This is a genomic window from Spirillospora sp. NPDC049024 (assembly GCF_040649235.1).
Lineage (GTDB): Bacteria > Actinomycetota > Actinomycetes > Streptosporangiales > Streptosporangiaceae > Spirillospora.
Genome location: NZ_JBEZFD010000013.1, coordinates 77,421 through 103,824, shown reverse-complemented (window position 1 = coordinate 103,824; position 26,404 = coordinate 77,421). Strand labels below are relative to the sequence as shown.

Genomic DNA, 26,404 nt, shown 5'->3' with positions numbered 1-26,404 from the left:
CGGCGGGACGCGGCTCAGCGTCCGGTCTTCGCGCGCTCGTAGTGCCGGGCGGCCTTGGCCCGGTTGCCGCAGACGGCCATGGAGCACCAGCGCCGGGTGCCGTTCTTGGTCGTGTCGTGGAAGTGCAGCACGCAGTTGGGGTGCGCGCAGGGCTTGATCCGGTCGGGGCTGTCGGCCATGAGGCGCAGGTAGTCGGCGGCGGCCAGCCAGGACGGCAGCCACGCGGGGTCGTCAGTGCGCGCACGGTTCCGCGGGCCGCCGAGCCCGAGCCTGAGGTGCAGCGCGCCGCGTTCCAGGACCCCGTTGAGCGCGTCGACCGACTGCGCGGACGGCTCCTCGTCCACGAGCGCCAGAAGGATCTCGCGGGTCCGCACGGTGGCGTCGAGCGTCGCCCGGTCGGCCGTCGCGCGCTCGTCCAGGCCCGCCGAACGCAGCCAGACGGCCAGGCCGTCGGTCGAGTCGAGCAGGTCGTGGCGGACGCCGTCGTCGATCCACCGGGTGTTGAGCAGGTCCAGGAACAGCGGCTCCCCGACCAGCGGACGGGGGTCCGCTGCGTCCCGCTGCGGAGGTCGTTCTTCCGGCTGCACACCGCGATTCTACCCGGCTATCGAGACTTAGCCGGTTGACGCGCTCTCTCTAACCACTTATCTTCAGATAGCTAGTTAGATCAACGCCGGGCACGACGGCCCGGGATAGTGAGGTGTGGCATGGAGACGGTCGCCATCAAGGCCCTGCAGACGGGGCACGTGGGGCTGAACGTGACCGACCTGGACCGGTCGGTGCCCTTCTACCAGCGCGTCTTCGGGTTCGAGGTACAGGCCGAAGGCAAGGAGGCCGACCGCCGCTGGGCCTTCCTCGGCCGCGACGGGCGGCTCGTGCTGACCCTGTGGCAGCAGAGCGACTCCGCCTTCGCGCCCCGATCGGCGGGCCTGCACCACCTGTCGTTCCAGGTCGAGTCGATCGACGAGGTGAAGGCCGCCGAGCGGGTGCTCCGCGAACTGGACGCCGAACTGGTCCACGACGGCGTCGTCCCGCACGGCGAGGGCGTCTCCTCCGGCGGGATCTTCTTCACCGACCCCGACGGGACCCGTCTGGAGATCTACGCGCCGACCGGCGCCGACACCGCCCCCGCACCCAGCGGAGCGGCCCCCACCTGCGGATTCTTCTAACCCCACCGGTCCATCGAAAGGAGGCCGCTGTGGCGGCCGACGTCTACCACCAAGGCGAACGAGCCGCCCAGCGGCGCGCCGGTCTGCTCGACCAGGGCGCGTTCTCCGCCCGCGCCGTCCGCGCCGAGATACCCGAGGTGGCGCGCAAGTTCCTGCTCGCGCAGCCGATGCTCGTCCTCGGCGCCGCGGACGGCCAGGGGCGGATGTGGGCCACCGTGCTCACCGGCCGGCCCGGCTTCCTGCGCGCCGAGGACGACCGCACTCTCACGATCGACGCCCGCCCCGCGCCGGACGACCCGCTGCACGACCGGCTCACCGGGCTCGCCCAGGTCGGCATGCTGGCCATCGAACCGGGCCGCCACCGCCGGATGCGGATGAACGGCCGCGCCGCCCCCACCGAGAGCGGCCTGCGCGTGGATCTCGACCAGGTGTACTCCAACTGCCCCAAGTACATCCAGAAGCGTCAACCGGAATGGGCGGCGGCCACACCGGTCCCGCCGAAGCGCTCCAGCGCCCTCACCCCCGACCAGCGGAAGTGGATCGCCGGCGCGGACACCTTCTTCATCGCCACCGCCGACCTCGACGGCGACGCCGACGCCTCCCACCGCGGCGGCGCCCCCGGATTCGTGGAGGCGGTGTCGCCGACCGTGCTGCGGTGGCCCGACTACGTCGGCAACGCCATGTTCAACACGCTGGGCAACCTGGAGGTCCAGCCCCGGGCCGGACTGCTCTTCTGCGACTGGAGCACCGGCGCCGTCCTCCACCTCACCGGCACCGCGCGCACCGACTGGGACCCCGCGCACGCCGCCGCGGTCCCGGGCGCCGAACGCCTCGTCGAGTTCACCGCCACCGAGGTCGTCGAGATCGCCGGAGCGGTGCCGCTGCGCTGGAGCGCCCCCGTCCCGTCCCGGTTCAACCCGCCCGTCACTTGAATCTCCCCTGAGGGGAGATGCCAGGGTGAGGCCATGGACGGCGAAGCGACCTACTCCATCGGTGACCTCGCCCGGACCACCGGGCTCACCGTGAAGGCCGTGCGCTTCTACACCGAACGCGGGATCGTCCCGGCGCGCAGGACCGCGTCGGGACACCGCCGGTACGGGGCGGACGCCGTGGCCCGGCTGGGCCTGGTGCGGACGCTGCGCGAGCTGGGGATCGACCTGGCCACCGTCCAGAAGATCGTCGACCGCGAGGTATCGGCCGCCGAGGTGGCCGCCGCCCACGCCGAGGCCGTCGCCGTCCAGATGCGGACGCTGCGGCTGCGGCACGCGGTCCTGACCATCGCCGCCCGGCGCGGCAGCGACCCCGAGGAGATGGAACTGATGCACCGGTTGGCCCGACTGTCGTCGGCCGAACGCAAGGACCTCGTCGGCGACTTCCTCAACAGCTCGTTCGGCGCCCCCGAGACCGGCCCCATGCCCCGCGTCCTGCACCGGTCGCTGGCCCCCGAACTGCCCGAGGACCCGACCTCCGAGCAACTGGCAGCCTGGGTCGAACTGGCCGAACTCAGCCGCGACCCCGATTTCCGCACCCTCATGCGGGACCTGTTCAACGACCACAGCGCCGCAGCCGCCAGCCGCCCCAAGGGCCCGCCACGCAAGCACGCCGTCGCCCGCGTCACCGAGACCGTGCGCCCCTTGCTGGCCGCAGGAGTGGCCCCGGACTCCCCGGAGGCGGCCCAGGCCGTCAACGAAGTCGTAGCCGCCTACGCAGAATTCCAGGACCGCCCCGACACCCCAGCCCTGCGCGCCCGCCTGGCCGCCTACCTGACGGCCGCGAACGACCCGCGCCGCGAGCGCTACCTCACCCTCCTGTCGACCGTCAACGGCTGGGCCCCACCCGACCACCCCCGCGAGGAGATCGACTGGTTCCTCACCGCCCTCACCACCACCTGATCAGCGCTTGAGCGCCCGATACCTCTTGAGCAGGGCGGTGATCTTCGCGGAGTCCGCGTCGCCGTTGAGCTCCGCCAGCAGGTCGTCCGGACACAGCTCGTAGAGGTCTCCCCACCATCGGCGTGCCTTGGCGTCCCAGATCCGGTAACCGCCCGGCACGCCCCTGGCCACGTACCGCCGCCTACTCATCGACGGCCTTCGCATCGTCGGGGTCCGGGGTGTGGCCACAGCGCTCGGGACCGCATTCGGCCTCGGCCGCCAGCGGCGCGGCCACGTCCCGATCCCGCTCGGCTTCGCGGCGCCTCATGCCGCCCCGCCTTCACGATCACGACCGACACCTTCGAGCCCGGCATGGAAAGCGATCCCGCATTGGGCTTTGAGGTCTTGGGGAATGGCCGAACATCGGTCGTAGCCGATCAGTTCATCCACGCGCCGATCGTACAGTTGCGCCCTACACCGAGCAGCTATGCGAAAGCTCTGCCTGAGACGATATTTCCGCAGGTCGGGCACCCACCCTTCCGTCCGGGCATGAGAGCCACGGAGTGCGGTCGTCCGAATTCGTGCATGTTGGGCGTCCGGTTCAGGCGTTTGTGGCGGATGACCTGTTGTCGCCGGGTGGACGGGTCGATGATGGCGGCATGACGGGGCGCGTACTGGCCTGGGCCGGCGGCATCATCGCGGCCGCATCGGTGGCCGTGTTGATCGTGTACTTCGCGGTTAAGGGCTTCCACTGGGGCGACACCATCGGGGTCATCGGCGCCGTCGTCGGCATCGCCGGGCTGGTCATGGCCGTGTCCGGGGCCGTGCAAGCCCGCCGGACTTCCGGGCGGGACCGGTCAGCGGGCGATCGGTCGGTCCAGTTCGGAGACAACGCCACCAACACCGGCATCGTCTCCACCGGAGACGGCACGACCAACACCCAGATCCAGGGCACCGTCTCCGGGCACGGCCGCATCTACCAGGCCGGACGCGACCAGCACATCCACCGCGACCGGTAACCGGCTTCAGAGCGATGGCCAGCGGACCCGAACCCCTACCTGACCAACCCTCCTCGCATATGGAAGGCACCGCGTCGGGGCACGGCGTTGTGAACCAAGCCGGTCGGGACCAGAACTTCACCGAGCAGCGCATCGAGCGGCAGGTCGTGCTGTCGTACTCGGTACGACCCGCTGACGTGACCGCCCCGCCGGGCCTGACCAACGTTCCGGCGCATGCGCACTTGTTCGTCGGGCGCAGCGCCGAACTGCAGAAGCTGGACGCGGCCTTGACCGAATCGGGTGAGGTGGTGGTGGCCGCGGTGCACGGCCTGGGCGGGGTGGGCAAGTCCACCCTGGCCGCTCGCTATGCCACCCGCCACCGCGACCGGTTCTCCCCGGTGTGGTGGATCACCGCCGACACCGGCGAGGCCGTCCAGGCGGGACTGGCCGCACTCACCGTCGCACTGCAACCCGAACTGAAGCAGGCGCTGCCCCTGGAGGCCCTGGCCGAGTGGGCGCTGACCTGGCTGAGCAGCCATGACGGCTGGCTGCTCGTGCTGGACAACGTCAACGACCCCGAGCACATCGCCCCGGTGATGGCCCGCACGAGCAACGGGCGGGTACTGGTCACCAGCCGTCTGGCCGAGAGCTGGCACCGGTTCGGCGCCCAAGTGCTGCGGCTGGACGTGCTCACCAGTGGGCAGGCGGTGGAACTACTCACTCGCATCGCCGCCCACGACCGGCCCGGCGCGGATCTGGAGGGCGCCGCCGACTTGGTCGAAGAGCTGGGTCACCTGCCGCTGGCGATCGAGCAGGCCGCCGCCTACCTGCACCAGCACCGCCTGTCCCCGCGCGCCTACATGGAGCTGCTGGCCGACTCACCGGCGGTCATGTACGACCAGACCGCCCAGGGCACCGACGCCGCACGCACCATCGCCCGCATCTGGCGCCTCACCCTCGACCGGCTCACCGACACTCCGCTGGCCGGGGACCTGCTCCGGGTCCTGGCCTGGTACGCCCCCGAGACCATTCCCCGCACCCTTGTCGAAGGCATTCCCGCCGCCTTGAACGGCAGCCCGCCGGGATCGCGCCGGCGACGAGGGCTACCGGCCTGGCTGCGGCGGCACTCCTCGCCCCGCCTCACCCCTGGAGTGGACCTGACGGCGCTCCGGCACGCCCTGGGTGCGCTGGCCGCCTACAACATGATCACTTTGGCTGAGGGGGGCGCGGTCACCGTGCACCGGCTGGTGCAGGCCGTCGCGCGCGCCCCCGACCCGGCCGACCCACACCGTCGGCATGGTGACATCGCCACCGCCCGCGACACCGCCACCCGCCTCCTGGACGAGGTCCGCCCTTACGACGTCGAAGACCCTGCCAGATGGCCGATGTGGCGGGCTCTGCTCCCCCACATCGACGCCCTGGCCGACCACGCACCGGCCGACACCGACACCGACATCACTCAGCACCTGCTGGACCGCACCGCCACCTTCCTGCAACGGCAAGGCTCCCTGATCCGCGCCATCGAGTACTTCCAACGCACCCTGGCCACCAACCAGCGCCTATACGGCGACCGTGCCCCAGCTGTCCTGACCTCCCGCAACAACCTCGCTCTCGCCTACCGGGAGGCGGGAGACCTCGAACGCGCGATCCCCATCCTCGAACAAACCCTCACCGACTTCGAGCGAGTGCATGGCAGCGACCACCCCAAGCGATTGCACGCCCGCGGCAACCTCGCCCTCGCCTACCAGGATGCGGGAGACCTCGAACGCGCGATCCCCATCCTCGAACAAACCCTCACCGACTTCGAACGAGTGCGCGGCAGCGACCACCCCGACACTCTGACCTCCCGCAACAACCTCGCTCTCGCCTACCGGGAGGCGGGAGACCTGAAACGCGCGATCCCCATCCTCGAACAAACCCTCACCGACTTCGAGCGAGTGCGCGGCAGCGACCACCCCGAGACTCTGGCCTCCCGCAACAACCTCGCCATCACCTACCAGGACGCGGGAGACGTCGAACGCGCGATCCCCATGCTCGAACAGAACCTCACCGATCGCGAACGGGTAATGGGGCCTGACCACCCCACCGCGCTGATCTCCCGCAACAACCTCGCCCGCGCCTACCGGGACGCGGGAGACCTGAAACGCGCGATCCCCATCCTCGAACGAGCCCTCACCGACTTCGAACGGGTACTGGGGCCTGACCACCCGAGCACCGATATCGTGCGCCGCAACCTCCATGCCGCGAGATCGCAGTGATCGACCTGTCATTGAGCACTGGAAGACGGTGCCTTTGCTCGGGCGAAAGGCGGGTATGGCCGACGGCGGGATGCGGAGGCCGGTTCACGGAAGGTGGCGTGCTGGTGCTTGGGCGGGTTCGGGGTGCTGCGAAGGCTGGGGGCAGGGCTGCGCGGGCGGTGCGGGACTCTGGGGCGTTGCGGCCGGTTCGGCCCGATCGGGCGGTGCGGCTGTTGTTTCCCTACGTGCGGTTCGGGCCCGTGCCCGCGACGCTCGGGGCCATGGCGGCGCTGCGGTTTCCTGAGCGGACGGCCCTGATCGATGAGCGCGGGGCCTTGTCCTATGCGGAACTCGAACGGCGGGCTGCTTCGCTGGCCACGGCCCTGCAAGACCGTGTGGGTGATGGGAAGGTCGGGGTTCTTTGCCGCAATCACCGGGGATTCGTGGAGACGGTTCTCGCGGCGTCCCGGCTCGGTAATGACGTGGTGCTGCTGAACACCGATTTCTCCGGCACGCAGTTGGGGCAGGTCGTCGATCGGGAGGGGATCGAGCTGCTCGTCCATGACGAGGAGTTCGGGGCGGCCGTTGAGAAGTCCGGGTTCGGCGGGGAGCGGGTGGTCGCCTGGGGCGAGGAGGGGGACACGGTCGACGCGCTGATCGCGGAGACCCCGCCTGAACCCTTCAAGCCCGAGCGGGCCAGCCGGGTGATCCTGATGACGTCCGGGACGACCGGCACGCCCAAGGGGGCGCGGCATGATCTGTCCGCGTCCTCGCTGCTGCCCGCGGCTCTGAGTCATCTGATGCGGGTGCCGGTGCGGTCGGGTGCGCCGATGGTCGTCGCGCCGCCGCTCTTCCACCTGCTCGGGTTCGCCTACACGACGGTCGGGCTCGGGATGGGGATGCCGCTCATCCTGTCGCGCCGCTTCGATCCGCGGCAGGTGCTGGAGACGATCGCGGACTGCCGAGCGGAGGCGCTCGTGGCGGTTCCGGTGATGCTCCAGCGGATCCTGGACGTGCCGGACCGGCCGCCGACGCCGACGCTGCGGGCGGTCGTGTGCGGCGGGGCGGCGCTGCATCCGCATCTGTCCGAGGCGTTCATGGACGCGTTCGGCGACGTCCTCGTCAACGTGTACGGCGCGACCGAGACGGGCTGGGCGACGATCGCGACGCCCGAGGATCTGCGGGCCGCGCCCGGCACGGTGGGCAGGCCGTCCTTCCGGCTCACGATCAAGGTGCTCGGGGAGGACGGACGGGAGCTGCCCGCGGGCGAGACCGGGGAGGTATACACCGGCGGCGGGCTGCGGTTCGCCGGCTACACCGGGGGCGGCGGCAAGCAGGTGCGGGACGGCCTGACCGGCACCGGCGACCTCGGGCACTTCGACGAGGCGGGACGGCTGTTCATCGACGGGCGGGCGGACGACATGATCGTCTCGGGTGGGGAGAACGTGTTCCCCGGCGAGGTCGAGAACCTGCTCGGCGGCCATCCGGACGTCGCGGAGGTGTCGGTGGCCGGGGTGGACGACGAGAGGTTCGGGCAGCGGCTCGCCGCGCACGTCGTCAGGGCGGAGGGGGCGGAGGTCACCGAGGACGACCTCAAGGAGTACGTGCGGGCGCACCTGGCCCGTTACAAGGTGCCGCGGGACATCCGGTTCGTCCGGGAACTCCCCCGGACCAGCACAGGCAAGGTGAAGCGGACGGCGCCCGACGGCTGATGAGGGATACGCCCGGGCCCAGGGCCGCGAGGTCCCGGGCGTGCCCCGTCCCGGGGGTCAGGCGGCTCCGGCGCGCTCCTTGGCGGCCATGCAGATGCGGGCGAGGTCGTTGAGGGCGTCGGCGCGGCGCTCGTCCAGCGTGCGGCGGTCGCCCGGCCCGGCCTCGGCGAGGGTGTCGATGACCAGGGAGAACACCGGCCATTCGGCGGGCCCGATGGTGCCCTGGAAGTCGACGCCGTCCTCGAGGTCGTCGAGGTCGAGGTTGCGGGCGAAGGTGGCGAGGGCGGCCTCGGCCGCGACCACGCCGATGCGCATCGCCAGCGCGGCCGGCTCGCGATCGAGGGAGCGCACGGTGCTAGAACCCATGTTCGACAACATAGACCACACGCGTCACACGCGTCGAACGTTTGCTCGAAAACGTTACCCGACGATGGCCTGCTGGAAGAGGTAGGAGTGCGTGAAGTGCAGGGCGCCGTCCACCATGCTCGGGCGCATGCCGGTGGCGGGTCCGCCTGCCAGCTCTTCCTCCAGCTCGCGCCTGATCTGCCCCGCGACGTCCGAGGGGGTCTTTGAGAACTCCAGCCACGGGTCCAGCGGGCGGACGTAGTCGAACTGGTCGGCGCGCTTCACCTGCGCGCCCGCCGAGGCGACGAGGTCCGCGATCCGCGCCTCGGTGAGGGCCTCCCCGTGCGAGGGGTCGCGGAGGCGCTCGATGCGGTCGGGGTCGCCGTCCAGGCCCTCGGGGCGGACGAGGTCGGCGATGATCAGCGCGGCGCCGGGCCGGCTGACCCGGGCCATCTCCTTCACCACGGCCCCGGGGTCGGCCACCTGGTGCAGCGAGAAGCGGGTGACGACGAGGGTGAACGACCGGTCGAGGTAGGGCAGGGCGGTGGCGTCGCCGTGCGCGAAGGTGACGTTGGTGAGGCCGGCGTGGTCGGCGTCGCGCTTGCCTTCGGCGAGCATCGCGGGCGTGAGGTCGAGCGCCGTCACGTGCCGGACGCGGCGGGCGATCGCGCGGGACACGATGCCCGTCCCGGCGGCGACCTCCAGCACGACGTCCTCAAGGTCGAGCTCGGGGTCCATGAACCGGACGAGCCGGTCCAGATGGCGGGTGAACGCCGTGTTCAGCCTGGGGTCGGCGAAACCGGCCGCCTGCTTGGAGAACTCCCGGACCACCTTCTCGTCATGGGTCACCGTCACGTCGCCTCCTCGACTGGTTGCCCGGATCATCCCCGAAACCACGCACGGTGAACAGAGGGGAGTGACGAAACCCTCAGGCGGCCGGGACGCCCTCCAGCAGCGCGGCGAGGCCTGCGGCGTCGAGCAGGTCGGCCGGACGGACGGTCACGTCGGCGGCGACGTAGTGGAACGCCGCGCTGACCTGCGCGACGTCCACTCCGGCTAGCTCGGCCCACGCCAGCCGGTACGCGGCGAGCTGCACGGCGGCGAACCGGGCCTCCTCCCCCGACGGCGGGGATCCGGTCTTCCAGTCGACGACCTCGTATCCCCCGTCCCTGGTCCGGAACACGGCGTCCATCCGGCCCCGGACCAGCCGGTCGCCGATGATGGTCTCGAACGGCACCTCGATGTCGAGCGGCTCGCGCGCCGCCCACTGCGACCCCTCGAAGCGCTCGCGCAGCATCGCCAGGTGCGAGTCGTCGGCGGCGCCCTCGTCGGCGGCGCCGGGCAGCTCGTCGGGGTCGAGGAGGCGCTGCTGCCCCCAGCGGCCCTCCAGCCAGGCGTGGAACGCGGTGCCGCGCCGCGCGTAGGGGGCGGGCGGGCGCGGCATGGGGCGGCGGATCTGCCGGGCGAGCGCCGCCGGGTCGCGCGCCAGCGACACCAGCGACGACACCGACAGGTGCGCGGGCAGCTCGACGAGCAGGCCGTCGCCGCCGCGCCCCCGGTCGCGCTCGGCGAGCAGCAGCTCGACGTCGCGCGCCCACGCCGTCATGCGGGCCCGGTCGGCGTCCGACAGCCCGGCGTCGCCGGCCCAGGGGCGGGTGCGCCCGGCCATCTCGTCCTCGACCATGCGGGCGCCCTCGACGACCGCCTCGTAGCGCGCCCGCGCCGACAGGTCGGACCGGCCGCGCTCGCCGGGCGCGATGGGCCACTGCGCCTCATCGGGGTCGGCGAGCAGCGGGTTGGCGGCGCCCTCCTCCGGCGGGTCGGCCCACACGGCGACGGACCCGGCCCCGGCGAGGCAGACCGCCCGCACCTCCTCCAGGAACGGCGACGGTCCGAGCGGGCGCCCCGAGGACCCCCACCAGTAGCCGGTGGTGATGAGCAGGCTGGACGCGCGCGTGACCGCGACGTAGGCGAGCCGCCGCTCCTCGCGCAGGTCGCGCTCGGAGCACGCCTGCTCGAACGCCGCGAGGTCGTCCTTCTCCAGCCCGGTCAGCGCGGGCAGGTCGGCGCGGTCGCCGCGCAGCATGAACGGCAGGACGCGCGGGTTCGCCGTCCAGCGGGTGGCGTTCTGCGGCGGCGACGGGAAGATCGACCCCTTGGCGGGGCCGCCGTTCTTCTGCGGCGTGTACGCCAGGCCGGGAACGACCACGACCGGCCATTCGAGGCCCTTGGAGGCGTGGACGGTGAGGAGCTTGACGCTGTCGGTCTCCCCGACCCGCCCGGCCTCCAGCCCGAACTCCTCGGTCTCGGCGGCCTTGAGGTAGGCGAGGAACGCGCCGAGCGTCGGGTCCTCGGCGTCGCCGGCGAACGTGGCGGCGGCGTCGATGAAGGCGTCGAGGTCGGCGCGGGCGGTGACGGGGTCGAGCCCGGACCGCGCGGCGACCTCGATGTCGAGGCCGAGCGCCCGCTCGACCTCGTTGACCAGGTCCGGCAGCGGCAGCCCGACCTGGCTCCGCAGGCCGCGCAGCTCGTCGCGGAGGCGCCGCAGCCGCCCGTACCCCTCGGGCGAGTACGCGTCGGACGGGCCGAGGTCGTCGAGCGCGTCGACGAGGCTGCCGGTCTCCTGGTTCAACTCGCTGACAAGCTGCCGAAGCGGATCGTCCCCCGCGGCCCCCTCACCGGCCCCCTCGGTGGACCCGATACCCGGCCCCCCGGTGGGGACGCCGCCGGACGCGCCGTCACCCCCTTCCCGAAGCGGGGCCTCGGACGCGGTCCCGGACGCGGTCCCGGACGCGGTCCCGGACGCGGTGCCGGACGCGGTGCCGGACGCGGTGCCGGACGCGACGGCCGACGCGGCGGCCGACGCGGCGGTCGGTGCGGCGCCGGCGGTCGGCGTGGTGCTGAACGCGGCGGTCGGCGCGGTGCCGAGAACGGCGTCCAACGCTACGGATGCGGCACCGGACCCTTCGCGGGGCGTAACACCGGACGCGGGCCCGGGCCCCTCTGCGGGGGCGGCGGCGGGCGGCTCGTCGGATGCCGGGACGGGGCGGTCGTCCGGGCGGGTGATGTCGCGGGCCGCTTCCTGGGCCAAAGCGCGGGCACGGCGTCCCAGGGCGACGAGGTCGCGGGGGCCGAGGCGCCAGCGCGGGCCGGTGAGCAGGCGGGCGAGGGACGCGCCCGCGGTCGGGTCGTGCATGACGCGCAGCGTGGCGACGACGTCCTGCACCTCGGGGACGGTGAGGAGCCCGCCGAGCCCGACCACCTCGACCGGGATGCCGCGCGCCTCCAGGGCACGCCTGATCAGCGGGAACTGCGACCGCTTCCGGGCCAGGACGGCGATGTCGGAGTACCGGAGCGGCTCGGCCTGGGGGCCGCCGTCCGGGGCGGTCTCGGGGTCGGCGGCCATGACCCCGGCGATGCGGTCGGCGATGCGCTCCGCCTCGTCCTCCACGGTGGGGAACAGGGCGCATTCGACGCGTCCGCGCCCTTCGCGCCCGGCGCCCGGGACGAGGCGGGGCACGGCCTTCGTCTCGGCGCGCAACTCCTCCTGCACCTTGGCCGCCGCCTCCAGGATCAGCTCACCGTTGCGGAACGACCGGCTGAGCTGGACGACCGGCGCCGCCACCGGACGCCCCCCGGGCGCGGCCGGCGGCTGCGTGGGGAAGTCGTAGGCGAACCGCAGCAGGTTCCCGGCGCTCGCGCCGCGCCACCCGTAGATGGACTGGCAGGGGTCGCCGACGGCCGTCACCGGATGCCCGCCCGCGAACAGCGACTTCAGCAGGACGAGCTGCGCCTGGCTGGTGTCCTGGTACTCGTCGAGCAGGACGACCGAGAACCGGGACCGCTCGATCATCCCGACCTCGGGGTGCTTGTAGGCGATGCGCGCGGCGAGGGCCATCTGGTCGCCGTGGTCGATGACCTCGCGGTCGGCCTTGGCGCGCCCGTACGCCTCGATGAGCGGCATGAGCTGCTCGCGGACGGCGTGCTTGGCGAGGACGTCGCGCTGCGCCTTGAGCGGCTTCTTCACCACGGCGAGCCGCTCGTCGAGCCAGGCGCCGACCCTGCGGACGTCCTCGGCCGTGCGCAGGTGCTCAGCCAGGTCTCCGGACAGCTCCATGACGGCCTTCGTCACGGTGTCGGGCTGCCAGTCGATCCGGTCCATGGGGCCGTGGTAGGCGTCGACCACCCGCGAGCAGATCTGCCAGGCGACGGCAGGCGAGATCAGCCGCATCGTGGGTTCGAGCGCCTCGCGCAGGGCGTGGTCGCCGAAGAGGCGCGCCGCGTACGAGTGGTATGTGGACACCATCGGCTCGCCGTCGAACAGGGCCTCGCCGCCCAGCCGCTCCAGCTCGTCGCCGGGCAGGACCTCGCGGAGCCTGTCGAGCCGCTTGCGCACGCGCACGCCGAGCTCGGCGGCGGCCTTGCGGGTGAAGGTGAGGCCGAGGACGCGCTCCGGCCGGACGAAGCCGTTCGCGACCAGCCACACCACCCGCGCGGCCATCGTCTCGCTCTTGCCCGACCCGGCGCCGGCGATCACCGCCATCGGCGCCATCGGCGCCTCGATCACCCGGGCCTGCTCCTCCGTCGGCGCCGGGATCTCCAGCAGCCGGGCCAGTTCTCCCGGCGTGATCACCTCGCTCCCCCCGAGCCAGTCAGTCGCTCACCTGCCCGCCCTCGTCATGGACGGGGCAGCAGGAGCGTACGGGACAGGTGCGACACTTGTCGTTCGCCCTGGCCTGGAAGACGTCGCCGGCCATGCCCGTCGCGACGATCTCGACGAGCTTCTTCGGCCACTCGGGGTCGGCGTCCTCGGCGGGCGGGGGCTGCTCCTGCTCGCGCGCCTTCGCCGTGAACGCGGCCTTGCCGACCTGGATCAGCTTCGCCCCGCCCGGCTCGATCAGCCCGTGCCGCTCGAACGCGCCGAGCATCACCGCGTACTGGTAGACGCCGAGCTGCGGGTGCCGGGCCAGTTCGTCCTTCGGGACGGCGGTGGAGGAGGTCTTGATGTCGATGATGACGGCGCGGCCCTGCTCGTCGCGCTCGGCGCGGTCGATGCGGCCCTTGATGACGACGCGGCCGAGGTCGACCTTGAACGACTCCTCCAGCGCGACGACCTCGTTGGGGTTGTCGCGGTGCCAGGCGAGGAACTTGTCGACCATCCGGGCGGCCTGCTCGCGCTGCTTCTCCGAGTACCAGGAGCTGCGGAACTCCAGGTCGTTCCAGACCTCGTCGAGCCGCCGCGCGACGTGCACCTCGTCGACGCCGTCGTCCGCGCCCGCCATCTCGGCGACGGCGTGCACGACCTTGCCCATGGTGCTGTACTCGTTGGGCCCGCCCTCCTGGGCGCCGACCGCGGAGGCGAGCAGCCAGCGCAGCCCGCACGTGGTGAACGCCTCGACCTGGGACGGCGAGATCGTGATGGGCTCGTCCTCGGCGAACGCGGGGCCGGAGTCCGACAGCGCGGTGATGGCGTACCAGTTCTCCGGTTTCGCGCCGCGCACGCCCGCGCGCGCCAGGCGGGCCAGGTGCCCGGCGGCGGCGCGCCGCAGCGGTTCGGGACGCGACGGGTCGGCGACGACGGACCGCAGGTCGGCCACGAGCGCCGACAGCGAGAGCCAGCGGGTCTTCTCGTCCAGCTGCGACTGCTCGATCGCGCCGGGCAGGAGCTCGTTCAGGAAGCGGGACGGCCGCTCCTCGGTGTCGTCGCCGCCGACGGCCGTGACCACGAGGCGCTTGCGGGCGCGCGTGACCGCCACGTAGAACAGGCGCCGCTCCTCGTCGAGCATCTTGGCGGCCATGGAGGCCCCGGCGGCGGCCTCGCCGTCCGGTTCGGCCCCGGCGGCGTGCTCGATCAGCTCCTCGACGCCGAGCAGCGACCCGCGCAGCCGCACGTCGGGCCAGACGCCCTCCTGGACGCCGGCGACGACGACCACGTCCCACTCCAGGCCCTTGGAGCGGTGCGCGGTGAGGATCCGGACCGCCTCCCCCTCCGGCGCCTGCTCGGCGAGCGTGTCACCGGCGATCTCCTGGGACGCGATGTTGTCGACGAACAGCTCGGGCCCCGCCTGGGGAAGCCGGTCGACGAACCGCGCGGCGTGGTCGAACAGCGCCACCACGGCGTCGAGGTCGCGGTCGGCCGCCGCGCCGCGCGTCCCGCCCTTGACGCTCTGCTCCAGCAGCACGTCGGCCTGGCCGCTCTCCTGCCACACGGCCCACAGGACGTCCTCGGCGGTGCCGCCGTCGTGCGCGCTGCGCCGCGCCGTCTCGATCAGGTTCGCGATCCGCTCGGCGGGCGCGCGGACCCGCTCATGGACGAGGACCAGTTCGCGTGGGTCGTTCACAGCCGCGACCAGAAGCTCCCCCAGCGGACGCTGCCCGCCCGACAGCTCCTCCAGGTCGCGCAGAGCGCGCTTGAGGCGCCGCATGGCGAGCGCGTCGGCGCCGCCCAGCGGGCCGGTCAGGAGGTCCTCCGCCACGACCTCGTCCAGGAAGCCCTTCTTGAGCGCCGCCCGCAGCAGGACGAGGAACGGCCGCACGGCGGGCTCCCCCACCAGCGGCACTTCGTCGCCGGCGACGACCACCGGCACGCCGGCCTGGGCGAGCGCCCGCCGCAGCACGGGAACCTGCCGCACGGCACTGCGCACCAGGACCGCCATACGCGACCACGGGACGCCGTCGAGCAGGTGGGCGCGCCGCAGCTCGTCGGCGACCAGCGCGGACTCCTGGCTCTCGGAGTCGGCGATGACCGCGCGCACCTCGCCCTCGTCGAGCTCGTCCACCGGGCGGAGCGCGCGGTGCTCGGCGGCGCCCGCCGACCCGGCGGGCAGCCGCCGCGCGATGCGCCGCGAGGCGGCGAGGATCTCGGGCCCCATCCGGCGGCACGTCCGCAGCGCCACCACGGGCGCCGGGTCGCCGTCCATGGTGAGGAAGCGGTTCGGGAACTCCTGGATCCCGCGCACGTCGGCGCCCCGGAACCCGTAGATGGACTGGTCGGGGTCGCCCACCACGACCAGGTCGCGCCCGTCGCCCGCGAGGTGGTGCAGGAGGGCCTCCTGCGCGGGGTCGGTGTCCTGGTACTCGTCCACGAACACGGCGTCGTAGGCGTCCTGCTCCCGGATGCGCACCTCCTCGTCCGCGAGCATGCCCGCGGCCAGGTGGATCAGCTCGCCGTAGTCGTAGGTGGGGACGGGATCGAGCAGGAACCGGTCGACGTACCGCTCCATGAACCCGCCGATGGCGGCCCAGTCGTCGCGGCCCCGCAAGCGTCCGAGGGCGACGAGGTCCTCCGCGGCGTACTGCCGCTCGACCGCGCGCAGGGCGAAGTCACGCAACTCCTCGGCGAACCCGCGGGTCGCCAGCGCGGCCCGCAGCCGCTCCGGCCAGTCGCGGGCGCCGTCCGCGAGCTCGCCCTCCAGCAGCCGCCGCACTTCGAGCAGCTGCTCGGGACCGGACAGCAGCCGGGGCGGCGGCTCCTCGTTCAGGACGGCGTCCCGCCGGATCAGCGCGTACGCGTAGCTGTGGAAGGTCAGCGCCAGAGGCGTGCGCGTCGTCCGGTGCAAGCGGCCGGTGATGCGCTCCCGCAACTCGCCCGCCGCCTTGCGGCTGAACGTCAGGACGAGCACCCGCTCGGGGTCGACGCCCCGGTTCTCGATGCGGTCGACGACCGCCTCAACGATCGTGGTCGTCTTCCCGGTACCCGGCCCCGCCAGCACCAGCATCGGCCCACCGGCATGCTCCACCACCCGCCGCTGCTGCTCGTCGAGCACAGGCGGGACGCTCCGCGCGGGACCCGCGCGGCGCACGAGACGGTAGGAAGCTGCAGGCACAACAGTTCATTGGAACAGATCACAGTGACTATTGCAGCGCTCTCCTCCTTCGGGCCTGGCGGCCCTCCATCGTCGAGCACTGCGGCGATCGCTGGCATCGCTCCGACTCGCCTTGCGGCTCGCTGCGCGATCAGGTTCTCGCAAGCTCGAACCTGCCTTCGGACGCGATCGCGGGTCCCCGGGTTGTTGCGGGTTGCGGTGCGGGCTGAGGTCGCCGTGTTCCGCCGGGCGCTAGGTGGATCCGGTCCAGCGGGCTCGCTTCATGTCCACGCGGCGGCCGTCGGGGCGTAGCGGGGTGCCTTCGGCGCGGTAGTTCTCGTGGGCCTGGATCTCGTGGCCGCTCGGCGGGTTGCCGTCGGCGCGGATGACCCGCCACCAGGGGACGGCGCCGCCGTAGAGCGACATCACGCGTCCGACCTGGCGCGGCCCGCCGCGTCCGACCAGCTCGGCGACGTCGCCGTAGGACAGGACGCGGCCCGGCGGGATCCGTTCCACCGCGTCCAGCACCGCCTCGGCGTACTCGTCAGGTTCGGACCACACCCGCTCATTATCCGCTCAATCCGACGGGTCCCGCTCGCCGCGCAGGAGGACGGCGGCGCCCGCGAGGCCCAGCAGGGACAGCGCGCAGATCAGCAGGTACGTGAGGACGAGCCCGCCCGAGCGGTGCACGACCTGCACGGGGCGGGCGGGCCCCGCCGCGAACCGCTTCCCGGCCGGCAGGCCCGCGCCGCCCGTCCGCGCCCCCGCCAGCGTGTCGGACGCGGCGAGCGCGGCGGCGGCGTCGACCCGCCCGAAGCCGACGCCCCGGTCGTAGCCGCGTGCCGGGCGGTCGCCGGTGCCCGCCACGATGGCCTGCGTGACCAGCGCGGGGGCGAGGCCGCGGTGGCGGGACCTGATGAGCGCGGCGACGCCGGAGACGAACGCGGTCGCCGGGCTCGTGCCGTCCCCGACCCAGTACCGCCCGTCCGGGCCCGCGCCGATGATCTGGACGCCGGGCGCCGACACCACGACGCCGGAGTTGCGGTTGGAGAACCCGGCGTGCCGGCCCTGCGCGTCCACGGCTGCGACGGAGATCACGCCGGGGAACGACGCCGGGTAGGAGTACCTGGCGGATCCCCCGGGTCCGCGGGCGCCGCGCGGCGGGGCGGACCCGTCTCCCACTCCGCGCGGGTCGCCCTCGGCTCCGCTGTTGCCCGCCGCCGCGACCACCACGACGTTCCGGCCGATCGCGTAGGCGACGGCGTCGCGCTCGCGGGGCGTGGGATAGGAGCGGCCGAGCGACAGGTTGATCACGTCGGCGCCGTGGTCGACCGCGTACCGGATCCCCTGGGCGATCGTCCCCGTGTAGCGCTGCCCGCCGGTGAACCGCGCGAAGCCCGGCTCGTCGCGCTCCAGGATCACCCGCAGGGACAGCAGCCGCGCCTCGGGCGCGACGCCGACGACCCCCTCCGACCCGCCGGGTCCGTGCCCGTGCCCGGCGATGATCGACGCCATGTTGGTGCCGTGCAGCCGCTTCGGCGCGACGCCGTCCGGGTTCGCGCCGCGCGTGTAGTCGGGCCCGGCGGTGACGGAGCCGGCGAGGTCGGCCTGGCCGGGGTCCACGCCCGAGTCGAGGACGGCGACCGTCACGCCGCCGCCCTTCGTCATCGTCCAGGCGCGCGGCACGTTCAGCGATTCGAGGACGGGCATGACCGCGTCCCGCACCGCGTCGGCGGGAAGGGCGCGCCGCGGGGGCGCCGCGGCGGCGCGGGCCGGTACCGCGGCGGGGGCGAGGACGAGGGCCAGCGCGGCGGTCCCGGCGGCGGCGCGGCTCAGCACCGCCACTCCCGGCCGCCGCAGCGGACCGTCGCCGGGGCGGTCAGCGGCCGCAGGACGCCCTGGACGAGCTGCGGCGCCAGTTCGGCCGCGTCGGCCAGGGAGCCGCGCAGCGCGGGACGCCCGTCGGCGTACCCGGCCGTCGCCGCGACCACGTAGGGGCCTCCCTGCGCGGCGGTGGACGCCTGCCGCGCGGGGTCCCCGAAGCGGGCGGCCACCGAGCCCGCGAACGGCAGCGCGCGCAGCCCCGGGCCGGCGGCGTGGGACGGGAACCAGGCGACGGCCTCCCGCGCCGTCCGCTCGTCCGGGAACACGACCACGCCGACCGTGACCGCGAGTCCCTGCGCCTGGTCGAGGTAGGTGGCGCGGAGCGCGGCGCGGCAGCCGCGCGACGTGAGGCTGTTGGCGAACGCGTCGTCCACGGCCGTCTCGCAGCGGGTGTCGGGGCCGATCCCCACCCGGCGGGCCGTCTCGGTGGAGGCCTGGCCGAGCCGGTAGCGAAGGCCCGCGGGGAAGATCCGCCCGGCGGGCCAGGTCCGGTAGCGGCCGGACGGCTCCGCCGCCGCGGCCGCCGCGCGCTCGGCCGGCGTCGGGGCGCGGGTCAGCTCGGCGGCCAGCCGCACGCAGGCGACGGCGAGGACGGTCGCGCAGACCGGCGCGGCCACCAGAGCGGCCGTCCTGCGGGAGACCCGCCGTCCGCCGCCCGGCTCCGGTTCCGGTTCGCTGTCCGGGACGGAGATCTGGGCGCGCCACACGCAGCGGAGCGTAGCCGAAGCCGGGTCAGGACGGGGCGGCAGGAGGCCGTCCCGGAGGCGGCCCGGCCTGAGGGGGCACGCCGCGAGGAGGGGGCATGCGAGGGGCCGCGCTCCGGGGAGGCGCACCAGGGGCGGGGCCGCCGAGGTTGGGGCCGTCGGGGGCGGGGCCGCCCGCCGGCTTGGGGTGGCGCCGCCGGAACGTGATCGCGAGCGCGCCCGCACCGGCCGTCCCGCCGAGCCCGAGCAGCACGATCACGATGATCAGCGGGCGGACCCAGAACGGCCGTTCGATGACCTCCACCGGGCCGGGGTCCTTCTCCCCGAACCGCTGCCCGGCGGGCTTGGCCCGCGCCGGGCCCGGCTGCGCCGAGGCCAGCGAGTCCGCCGCCGACAGGGCGCGGGCGGCGTGCACCTCCCCGAACCCGATCTCCGGGTCGTACTTGCCCGGCGGGCCGTGCCGGGCGCTCTGGATCAGCGCCTGCGAGACCAGCGCGGGCGCCATCCGGGGATGCTTCGCGCGGATGAGCGCGGCGATCCCGGAGACGACCGCGCTGGCGTCGCTGGTGCCGGCGCTGGTGAAGTACCGGCCGCCCGGCCCCGCGACGGGCAGGCCCGCGCCCGGCGCCGACAGCAGCACCGAGTAGTTGCGGTTGGAGAACGGCGCGCGGACGTGGCCGGGCTGCGTCGCCGCGACCGCGATCACGCCGGGGTAGGACGCCGGGTAGGAGTACGGCGCGAACCCGTCGCCGTCCAGCAGCCGGTCCTCGTCGCCGTCGTTGCCTACGGCGGAGACCACCACGACGCCCTTGCCGACCGCGTAGCCGACCGCCTCGCGCTCGGCGGGCTGCTCCTCGCGGCTGCCGAGCGACAGGTTGATGACGTCGGCGCCGTGGTCGGCGGCGTAGCGGATGCCGCGCGCGACCGCCGCGTCGGAACTGCCCGAGGTCCGGAAGCGGGCGTAGCTGGCGTCCTCCGGCTCGCCGATCGCGCGGACGGCGAGGATGCGCGCCTGCGGGGCCATCCCGATGACCCCGGAGCCGCCGCCGGGGCCGTGCCCGTGCCCGGCGATCAGCGACGCCATGCCGGTGCCGTGCAGCCGCGCCGGCGTCGTCCCGGCGTCGATCCGGGCGAGCATGTTGGGGCCGACGGTGACCTTGCCGCGCAGGTCCGGCTGGGCGGGGTCGACGCCGGAGTCGACGACCCCGACCGTCACCCCGGCGCCCTTGGTGACCTTCCAGGCGGCCTTCATGCCGAGGAGGTCGAGGATCGGGCGCTGCCGGTCGCGGACCACGTCCGCGTGCGCGTGGACGGGCATCAGCCAGCCCGCCGCCAGTGCCGCCGCGCCCGCGGCCGCCGCCGCGCCGCGCAGCCGCGCCCGGGTCAGCATTGCCACTCGGGCTGGTCGCAGTCGGGCAGCGCCTTGGCCGACAGCGTCCGCGCGATCGCGTGTCCGATCTGCGGGGCGAGCGCGAACGGCTCGCCCGGCCGCTCCTTCTTGATCACGGAGGCGGGGCGGCCGTCGGCCTGCCCGGAGGTCGTCAGCACGACGTACGGGCCGCCGCGGTCGATCGTCCGGTCCTGCCGGGCGTCGTCGGTGAAGCGGGCGGACGCCGTCCCGGGGAACGCGGCGGCGCGCAGGGCGGGGCGCACGGAGCCCGAGCCGTCCGGGCCCTGCGAGCCGGGCAGCTCCTTGTAGGCCCGGTCGGCCTTCCACGGGTCGGAGAACGCCACCACGCCGACGGTGACGACGACGCCCTGCAGCTGGTCGACGTAGGTCGCGCGCAGGACGGCCCGGCAGCCGTGCCTGCCGATCGTCGTCGCGATCTCCTCGTCCACGCCCTCGACGCAGCCGGTGTCCGGGACGATCCCCGTCCGCGACGCGTACTCGGTGTGGTTGCCCGTCGGCCGGTAGCTGATCCGGTCGGGGAAGACGCGCCGCGCGGGCCACGCCTCCCAGCGGCGCGCGACCTCCTTGTTGGCGGCGATCTGCAGCTCGGCGTTCGTGGGGTCGCGCCTGAGGGTCGCCCACGCGCCGAAGAACGAGATCGCCGTGGTGACGAGGTAGCAGCAGCCGACCACCAGCGCCATGAGGCTCCACTGCCGGCCGGTCAGGCCCAGCACCGTGGGCGGGCCGCCCATCCCCGGCGGCAGCGGCTGGCCGGGCGGGCGCGAACGCCCTGCGTAAGGGGTCGCGGGCGCGCCGGGCGGGCCGGGGCGGCGGAGGCCGCCGGGCATGCCGGGCTGGTGCGGGGACCGCGGCGGGGGCGGTTGCTGGGAGGGAGGCAGGAATGCCACAACAGTCAAGATTAACTGCGCTTCACGACATTCCGCCTGTCATCCGGCGAAGGCCGCGCTCCGTCCGGGGCCGGAAACGGACGGAGCCCCTTTCCGGAGGGGCTCCGTCACCGTGTTCTGCGTCACGCGCTCCCGCGCCGGGCGACGGAGGTCCGCCGCCTCACCCGGGCGGTCGGGCGCGTCACTCCGCGGCGCGCTTCGCCTCCTTGGCGGCGTCCTTGACCTTCTCGCCGGCCTGCTTGGCGCCGCCCGCGGCGCGGTCGGTCCTGCCCTCGGCCGCGAGGTCGGGGTCGCCGGACTGCCGTCCGGCCTCCTCCTTGCCGCGGCCCTTGGCCTGCTGCGCCTTGTTCTTCAGCTTGTCGAGGAAACCCATGGTTCCTCCTCTGGTACGAAGAGTCGTCCAACTCGGCCATGCCCCCGATGGCCACGGATCATGCAGACGTCCGGGTGCCGCGCCGCAGCCGCTCCGCCTCCTCGTGGATGAGGGCCTCGGTCTCCAGGAGCTTCGCCTCGGCCTGCTCCGTGCGCATCCGCGCCCGCAGCTCGCGGGGGCTCGGCTTGCGCCGCTTCCCGGCCGTCCGCCGCCCGGCCCGTTCCCCCGTGAGCTTCTTCAGGAACCCCATGCCCGTCACCTCTCTCACCCGCGGCCGGTCCCGTCCGCCGGCCTCGCGCCCGTACGGTGCCCCTTTTATGGCGTTCCATTCCGGTACCGGGGAGGTCAGGGCCGTCCGGCGCACGGGCGGCTGCCGGGAATGCCGCAGGACATGGCAAGGTTGTGCGGTGAGTGGACGATGACGTCCCGCCCTCCTTACGTCGAGCGTCAGCACAGGAGCATCCACCGTGTCCTTGCCACCTCTGGTCGAGCCCGCCCCGGAGCTCACCCGCGACGAGGTCAACCGCTACTCGCGGCACCTGATCATTCCCGATGTCGGCATGGCCGGGCAGAAGCGCCTCAAGAACGCCAAGGTCCTGGTCGTCGGCGCGGGCGGCCTCGGTTCCCCCGCCCTGCTCTACCTGGCCGCCGCCGGGGTGGGCACCCTCGGCGTCATCGACTTCGACGTCGTGGACGAGTCCAACCTGCAGCGGCAGATCATCCACCGGCAGTCGTCCCTCGGCAGGCCGAAGGTCGAGTCGGCCGCGGAGACGGTCCGCGACATCAACCCGCTGATCGACGTGGTGGTGCACGACACCGCGCTCGACCGCGACAACATCATGGACATCTTCTCCGGCTACGACCTGATCGTGGACGGCACCGACAACTTCGCCACCCGCTACATGGTGAACGACGCGGCCGTCCTGCTCGGCAAGCCGTACGTGTGGGGGTCGATCTACCGGTTCGACGGCCAGGCGTCGGTGTTCTGGGCCGAGCACGGCCCCTGCTACCGCTGCCTCTACCCCGAGCCGCCGCCGCCCGGCATGGTGCCGTCGTGCGCGGAGGGCGGGGTGCTCGGCGTCCTGTGCGCGTCCATCGGCTCGATCCAGGTGAACGAGGCCATCAAGCTGCTGACCGGCATCGGCGAGCCGCTCGTCGGCCGGCTGATGGTCTACGACGCCCTGGAGATGACCTACCGCTCGGTCAAGGTCCGCAAGGACCCCGAGTGCCCGCTGTGCGGCAAGAACCCGACGCAGACCGAGCTGCTGGAGGACTACGAGGCCTTCTGCGGCGCGGTGTCCGACGAGGCCGCCGAGGCCGTGAAGGACTCCACGATCTCCGTGCACGACCTCAAGGCCATGCAGGACCGCGACGAGGACATCTTCCTCGTGGACGTCCGCGAGCCCAACGAGTACGAGATCGTCTCGATCCCGGGCGCCACGCTCATCCCGAAGGGCGAGTTCCTGAACGGCTCCGCCCTGGAGCGGCTGCCGCAGGACAAGAAGATCGTCCTGCACTGCAAGTCGGGCGTCCGCTCCGCCGAGGCCCTCGCCGTCGTGAAGAACGCCGGCTTCGGCGACGCCGTCCACGTCGGCGGCGGCGTCCTGGCCTGGGTCAACCAGATCGACCCGAGCCAGCCCACCTACTGACCGCCCGGCGCCGGGCCCCCGGAACCTTCCGGGGGCCTTCGTCGTGCGGAACCTCTCGAACGCGTGTGCTCCGCCCCCGCGGCGTGTCCACGCGTCTTCGCGGCCGGGGAGCCGGGAGCGGTGACCCGCTCTCGCAGGTCGCTGAGAAGACCACCGATGTTGTTGAGCGCCCGAGTCGCGGTCGCGCTGTCGGGAATCCGCTGCGCGACGGTGCCGGCCAGGGAGAGGACGTGCTCGGCCTTGTCCCGCTCGCCGCTCTGGAGGTGGGCCTGGGCCAGCCCCTGCAGAGCCGATGCCCCGGCGCGCATGTCGCCGATGGACGAGACCCTCGTGATCGCGCGTGAGAACGCCTCGGCCGCCGCGGCCGGATCGCGCCGGCCCAGGTGAGTCGCACCGAGCCAATGCTCGACATAGCCTTCGAGCGGCCCGCTGTCGACCGACCGCGCCTTGGAGCGGGCCAGGGAGAGGCTCTTCTCGGCGAGCTCCAGATCACCGAGCGCGAGATACGTCTGCCCCGTGTGCAGCAGTACGTGCGCCTCGGCGAGAGGGTCGCTCCGCCCCCGCAGCAGCTCATGGCCGCGGTGGAAGTGCACGAGCGCCCGCCGGAGATCGCGCCGTCCCCGTTCCGCGATGCCCATCCCGACGTAGCAGAACGCCTGCGCCCGGCGCTCCTCCAGCTGATCGAGCGTGTCCGCGGCGGGTGCCAGCAGGTCGAGCGCGTCCGCATAGCGCTGCTGGAAGATTCTCAGCCCGGCCAGGTGGCTCATGACGATGGCCCCGCCGCGGCGGTTCCCCTCTCGGACGGTCGCGGCCAAGGCGGCCTCATGCGTGGTCTCCCAATCGTTCAGGTACCCGTACGTGCCGAATAACGTCGTCGACGTGACCGCGAGGTCCCAGGCCGCCTCGTCGAGGTGGCCTCTGGCGGCCTGGACGACCACGGCGACGAGCGAGCGGTGCTCGGACTCCCACCACGACCACGGCTCGGCCAGAAGCGAGTCGATGTCTCCCGGGGGGATCGGCCATCTCGGGGCGGTGCCGTGGTTCAGCAGGAAGTTCGCGCCGTAGCTGGTCTCGTGGGCACGGTCGGTCAGAGCGAGCCAGGCGCCCAGGAGCCGCCCGATCGCGTCCCGCCGCTCGGTCACCGGGACGTACCGCTCGGCGAGGTCCCTGCCGTAGAGATGTATCAGGTCGTGGAACCGGTAGCGCGTCTGACCGGCCCGGTCCCGGCCCGCCACCTGCACCAGCTGGTTCTCCACGAGCAGTTCGAGGTGGTGTTCCGCTTCCCGGAGGCCGGTATCGAGCAGCGGTGCCGCGACCCAGGACGCGAAGTCCTCGACCTCCATCAGGCTGAGGAGGCAGAAGAGCCGGCGGGTGGGTGCCTGCAACGCCTCGTAGCTCAGTGTGAAGCTCGCGCGGACGCTCCTGCTGCCGTACTCGAGCTCGTCGATCCGGAGCCGTTCGTCCAGCAGCAGCTTCGTCAGCGTGCCGATCGACCAGTGCGGCCTCGCCGCCAGCCGGCTGGAGCAGATGCGCAGCGAGAGCGGATGGCGCCCGCACAGCTCGACGAGCTCGGTCGCCGCGGCCCGCTCGCTCGCCACCCGGTCCGGCCCCGCGACGTTCGCGATCAGGTCCAGGGCCTGCCCCGCGCTCAGAACGTCGAGACCGATGTGCCGGGCGCCGCCGAGCCCGGACAGCCGTTTGCGGCTCGTCACCAGGACCGCGCAGGTCGGGCTGCCCGGCAGCAGGGGCTCGACCTGCCCCTCGTCGGTCGCGTTGTCGAGGACGAGCAGGATCCGCCGGTCGGCCAGCGAACTGCGGTACACCGCCGCGCGCTCGTCCGGATCGGAGGGCACGTCCTGGCCGGTCATCCCGATCGCGCGCAGAAAACGCAGGACGACTTCGTCCGGATCGCGCGGCCGTGACTCCGTCGAGCGCAGGTCCACGTAGATCTGGCCGTCGGGGAAGTCCCTCCGGAGGTGATGGGCGAGCTGCAGCGCGAAGGTCGTCTTGCCGACCCCGGCCATGCCCGACACCGCGACCGTCCGACCGGTTCGCTCCTGACCGAGCGTGGCGAGTGCCTCGGCCAGTTGCGTCTCCCGTCCGGTGAAGTCGGAGATGACCGGGGGCAGCTGCGCCGGAGGCGCCGGAAGCCGCGGCACGCTCGGCCCCGGTTCGGCCGACGGTACGGAGGAGGTCAGGATCTGCCCCCGCAGCCGCTGGAGTTCCTCCCCGGGATCCACTCCCAGCTCGGCCATGAGCAGGCCCTCGGCCTCGGAGTAGACCCTGAGCGCCTCGTGCCGGCGGCCACTGCGGTAGAGCGCCAGCATCAGCTGCTCCCACAGCCGTTCGCGCAGCGGATGGTCCACGACCAGGGCGGTGTTCTGCGCGATGACCTCGTCGTCGCGTCGGCGGGCCAGCCGGATGTCCGCCAGCGCCTCCCACAGGGCGAGACGCGCCTCTTCCAGGCGGACTCTCTCGGCGGCGATCCGAGGGGTCGGCGGGACGTCGGCGAACGCCGCTCCGCGCCAGAGCCCGAGCGCGCGGTCGATCTCGTCGCCGAGCTCGGACGCCGGGCCGCCGGCCGAGCGTGCCCGGATCCCGGCCACGGCCTGCTCGAATTCCAGCAGATCGAGGGACGCCCCGTCCGGCAGCGCGAGCGCGTACCCGGAGGCGTTCCCGAGGAGCAGCGGTTCGGCGAGGTCGCGCCCCTCGCCCAGGGAGCGCCTCAACCGGGAGACGAGCGACTGCAGTGTTCCGCGCGCGGAGGCGGGCGGCTCCCGGTCCCACAACTCGGCGATGAGGCGCTCCGTCGGCACCGTTCCGCCTCGGTGGATCAGCAGAAGGGCGAGAACGGTCCGCTGCTTGCCCGCAGGGATGGTGATCTGCTCCTCATCTCGCCGGATGTGGAGAGGGCCGAGAACTCCGAACCGCAACAACCGCCACCCCACCATCGCGCGACAAATTGATCAACTCGCGGGCAGGGATCATGTTAATGCGAAACGGATCATTGTCCAGACCGCCCGCGTCCCCGCCCGATCCGGCGTTCGGCCTCGCACCGGGGGCGGGGGTGTGCGACGCACCCGGAGAGGGGTTCGGGCGTCATCTCGGGGACCCGAGCCACTGCGTCAGCAGCCGGATCAGGGCTGTGCCGCCCCCAGGACCGAGGACGAGCAACAAGGGCCCGGATGGTCCGCCAGGACTCGCCGAGACGAGAAGAAGCAGGGACACGAGGGCGTACAGGCCGAGATAGAACCTCCAGCCGTAAGAGATCCGCCTCCTGAAAGGAAGGAGGCCGAGCAGGGTCCAGAGAAGGGAGGCGGCCAGCAAGTAGAACACGTATGCCTGTCCCGCGGCACCCA

The 26,404-nt window shown here is 73.2% G+C and carries 22 protein-coding genes; 7 read left to right on the top strand and 15 right to left on the bottom strand.

Annotated features, from left to right (window positions below):
* Positions 1-14: 14 nt before the first annotated feature.
* On the bottom strand, positions 15-587 hold the full coding sequence (locus tag AB0C21_RS24210; RefSeq protein ID WP_500207111.1) for a CGNR zinc finger domain-containing protein: 573 nt from the start codon (positions 585-587) through the stop codon (positions 15-17).
* 120 nt (positions 588-707) lie between these two features.
* Between AB0C21_RS24210 and AB0C21_RS24205 the strand changes: the two genes are divergently transcribed.
* The 3 genes from AB0C21_RS24205 to AB0C21_RS24195 are packed head-to-tail and all read left to right on the top strand — an operon-like array spanning position 708 to position 3,061.
* The gene (locus AB0C21_RS24205; protein ID WP_149263514.1) at positions 708-1,169 is read left to right on the top strand and encodes a VOC family protein; all 462 of its coding nucleotides are present in this window, start codon (positions 708-710) and stop codon (positions 1,167-1,169) included.
* A 29-nt stretch (positions 1,170-1,198) separates the two neighbouring features.
* A complete protein-coding gene (locus tag AB0C21_RS24200; protein ID WP_500207109.1) occupies positions 1,199-2,101 on the top strand; it encodes a pyridoxamine 5'-phosphate oxidase family protein in 903 nt (300 codons plus the stop codon).
* A gap of 33 nt (positions 2,102-2,134) precedes the next feature.
* Positions 2,135-3,061, top strand: coding sequence for a MerR family transcriptional regulator (locus tag AB0C21_RS24195; RefSeq protein ID WP_500207107.1), 927 nt, complete (start codon positions 2,135-2,137; stop codon positions 3,059-3,061).
* Here AB0C21_RS24195 and AB0C21_RS24190 read toward each other — a convergent pair whose 3' ends face one another.
* Positions 3,062-3,250 (bottom strand): hypothetical protein, encoded by a 189-nt coding sequence (locus AB0C21_RS24190; RefSeq protein WP_500207105.1) that lies wholly within the window; start codon positions 3,248-3,250, stop codon positions 3,062-3,064.
* A gap of 114 nt (positions 3,251-3,364) precedes the next feature.
* Complete coding sequence (locus AB0C21_RS24185; RefSeq protein ID WP_500207103.1) at positions 3,365-3,490, bottom strand: hypothetical protein; 126 nt, start codon at positions 3,488-3,490, stop codon at positions 3,365-3,367.
* Positions 3,491-3,699: 209 nt separating this feature from the next.
* Here AB0C21_RS24185 and AB0C21_RS24180 point away from each other — a divergent pair, with 209 nt between their 5' ends.
* The 3 genes from AB0C21_RS24180 to AB0C21_RS24170 all read left to right on the top strand — a co-directional run bounded on the left by AB0C21_RS24180 (position 3,700) and on the right by AB0C21_RS24170 (position 7,987).
* Positions 3,700-4,059 (top strand): hypothetical protein, encoded by a 360-nt coding sequence (locus AB0C21_RS24180; protein WP_500207101.1) that lies wholly within the window; start codon positions 3,700-3,702, stop codon positions 4,057-4,059.
* 89 nt (positions 4,060-4,148) lie between these two features.
* Positions 4,149-6,296 (top strand): tetratricopeptide repeat protein, encoded by a 2,148-nt coding sequence (locus tag AB0C21_RS24175; protein WP_500207099.1) that lies wholly within the window; start codon positions 4,149-4,151, stop codon positions 6,294-6,296.
* Positions 6,297-6,394: 98 nt separating this feature from the next.
* Positions 6,395-7,987, top strand: coding sequence for an AMP-binding protein (locus AB0C21_RS24170; RefSeq protein ID WP_500207097.1), 1,593 nt, complete (start codon positions 6,395-6,397; stop codon positions 7,985-7,987).
* 57 nt (positions 7,988-8,044) lie between these two features.
* Here the strand turns inward: AB0C21_RS24170 and AB0C21_RS24165 are convergent, their stop codons facing one another.
* The 11 genes from AB0C21_RS24165 to AB0C21_RS24115 form a co-directional block, all read right to left on the bottom strand.
* On the bottom strand, positions 8,045-8,353 hold the full coding sequence (locus AB0C21_RS24165) for a hypothetical protein (RefSeq protein WP_500207095.1): 309 nt from the start codon (positions 8,351-8,353) through the stop codon (positions 8,045-8,047).
* A 54-nt stretch (positions 8,354-8,407) separates the two neighbouring features.
* Positions 8,408-9,187 (bottom strand): class I SAM-dependent methyltransferase, encoded by a 780-nt coding sequence (locus tag AB0C21_RS24160; RefSeq protein ID WP_500207094.1) that lies wholly within the window; start codon positions 9,185-9,187, stop codon positions 8,408-8,410.
* Between the two features lie 73 nt (positions 9,188-9,260).
* Positions 9,261-12,965 (bottom strand): ATP-dependent helicase, encoded by a 3,705-nt coding sequence (locus AB0C21_RS24155; RefSeq protein ID WP_500207092.1) that lies wholly within the window; start codon positions 12,963-12,965, stop codon positions 9,261-9,263.
* A 19-nt stretch (positions 12,966-12,984) separates the two neighbouring features.
* Positions 12,985-16,098, bottom strand: coding sequence for an ATP-dependent helicase (locus tag AB0C21_RS24150; protein WP_500207090.1), 3,114 nt, complete (start codon positions 16,096-16,098; stop codon positions 12,985-12,987).
* A 291-nt stretch (positions 16,099-16,389) separates the two neighbouring features.
* Entirely contained in the window at positions 16,390-16,698 is a 309-nt protein-coding gene (locus tag AB0C21_RS24145; RefSeq protein ID WP_500207088.1) for an MGMT family protein, read from the bottom strand.
* A gap of 15 nt (positions 16,699-16,713) precedes the next feature.
* Positions 16,714-17,976 (bottom strand): S8 family serine peptidase, encoded by a 1,263-nt coding sequence (locus tag AB0C21_RS24140; protein ID WP_500207086.1) that lies wholly within the window; start codon positions 17,974-17,976, stop codon positions 16,714-16,716.
* Positions 17,970-18,728: a hypothetical protein gene (locus AB0C21_RS24135; protein ID WP_500207084.1), complete on the bottom strand. Its 759-nt coding sequence runs from the start codon at positions 18,726-18,728 to the stop codon at positions 17,970-17,972. Before AB0C21_RS24135 ends, AB0C21_RS24140 begins: the two co-directional genes overlap by 7 nt.
* A gap of 25 nt (positions 18,729-18,753) precedes the next feature.
* Positions 18,754-20,115 carry a S8 family serine peptidase gene (locus AB0C21_RS24130; RefSeq protein ID WP_500207345.1) on the bottom strand — a complete coding sequence of 454 codons (1,362 nt, stop codon included), beginning with the start codon at positions 20,113-20,115 and terminating at the stop codon, positions 18,754-18,756.
* Positions 20,109-21,023 carry a hypothetical protein gene (locus AB0C21_RS24125; protein WP_500207082.1) on the bottom strand — a complete coding sequence of 305 codons (915 nt, stop codon included), beginning with the start codon at positions 21,021-21,023 and terminating at the stop codon, positions 20,109-20,111. The genes AB0C21_RS24130 and AB0C21_RS24125 overlap by 7 nt, the downstream gene beginning before the upstream one ends.
* A 181-nt stretch (positions 21,024-21,204) precedes the next feature.
* The gene (locus AB0C21_RS24120) at positions 21,205-21,396 is read right to left on the bottom strand and encodes a CsbD family protein (protein WP_500207080.1); all 192 of its coding nucleotides are present in this window, start codon (positions 21,394-21,396) and stop codon (positions 21,205-21,207) included.
* A gap of 58 nt (positions 21,397-21,454) precedes the next feature.
* Positions 21,455-21,646, bottom strand: a complete 192-nt coding sequence (locus tag AB0C21_RS24115; protein ID WP_149263496.1) for a hypothetical protein — start codon at positions 21,644-21,646, stop codon at positions 21,455-21,457.
* 217 nt (positions 21,647-21,863) lie between these two features.
* Between AB0C21_RS24115 and moeZ the strand changes: the two genes are divergently transcribed.
* Positions 21,864-23,045 (top strand): adenylyltransferase/sulfurtransferase MoeZ, encoded by a 1,182-nt coding sequence (moeZ, locus tag AB0C21_RS24110; protein WP_500207078.1) that lies wholly within the window; start codon positions 21,864-21,866, stop codon positions 23,043-23,045.
* Here the strand turns inward: moeZ and AB0C21_RS24105 are convergent.
* Entirely contained in the window at positions 23,039-25,996 is a 2,958-nt protein-coding gene (locus tag AB0C21_RS24105) for an AfsR/SARP family transcriptional regulator (protein WP_500207077.1), read from the bottom strand. The two genes, moeZ and AB0C21_RS24105, sit on opposite strands and share 7 nt — an antisense overlap.
* Between the last annotated feature and the right edge of the window lie 408 nt (positions 25,997-26,404).

Bases quoted from the DNA above. Each gene is read 5' to 3' on its own strand.
- AB0C21_RS24180 (WP_500207101.1), top strand. From the start codon at position 3,700: ATGACGGGGCGCGTACTGGCCTGGGCCGGCGGCATCATCGCGGCCGCA.
- AB0C21_RS24195 (WP_500207107.1), top strand. From the start codon at position 2,135: ATGGACGGCGAAGCGACCTACTCCATCGGTGACCTCGCCCGGACCACC.
- AB0C21_RS24165 (WP_500207095.1), bottom strand. From the start codon at position 8,353: ATGGGTTCTAGCACCGTGCGCTCCCTCGATCGCGAGCCGGCCGCGCTG.
- AB0C21_RS24120 (WP_500207080.1), bottom strand. From the start codon at position 21,396: ATGGGTTTCCTCGACAAGCTGAAGAACAAGGCGCAGCAGGCCAAGGGC.
- AB0C21_RS24115 (WP_149263496.1), bottom strand. From the start codon at position 21,646: ATGGGGTTCCTGAAGAAGCTCACGGGGGAACGGGCCGGGCGGCGGACG.
- AB0C21_RS24190 (WP_500207105.1), bottom strand. From the start codon at position 3,250: ATGAGTAGGCGGCGGTACGTGGCCAGGGGCGTGCCGGGCGGTTACCGG.
- AB0C21_RS24205 (WP_149263514.1), top strand. From the start codon at position 708: ATGGAGACGGTCGCCATCAAGGCCCTGCAGACGGGGCACGTGGGGCTG.
- AB0C21_RS24105 (WP_500207077.1), bottom strand. From the start codon at position 25,996: ATGGTGGGGTGGCGGTTGTTGCGGTTCGGAGTTCTCGGCCCTCTCCAC.
- AB0C21_RS24130 (WP_500207345.1), bottom strand. From the start codon at position 20,115: ATGCTGACCCGGGCGCGGCTGCGCGGCGCGGCGGCGGCCGCGGGCGCG.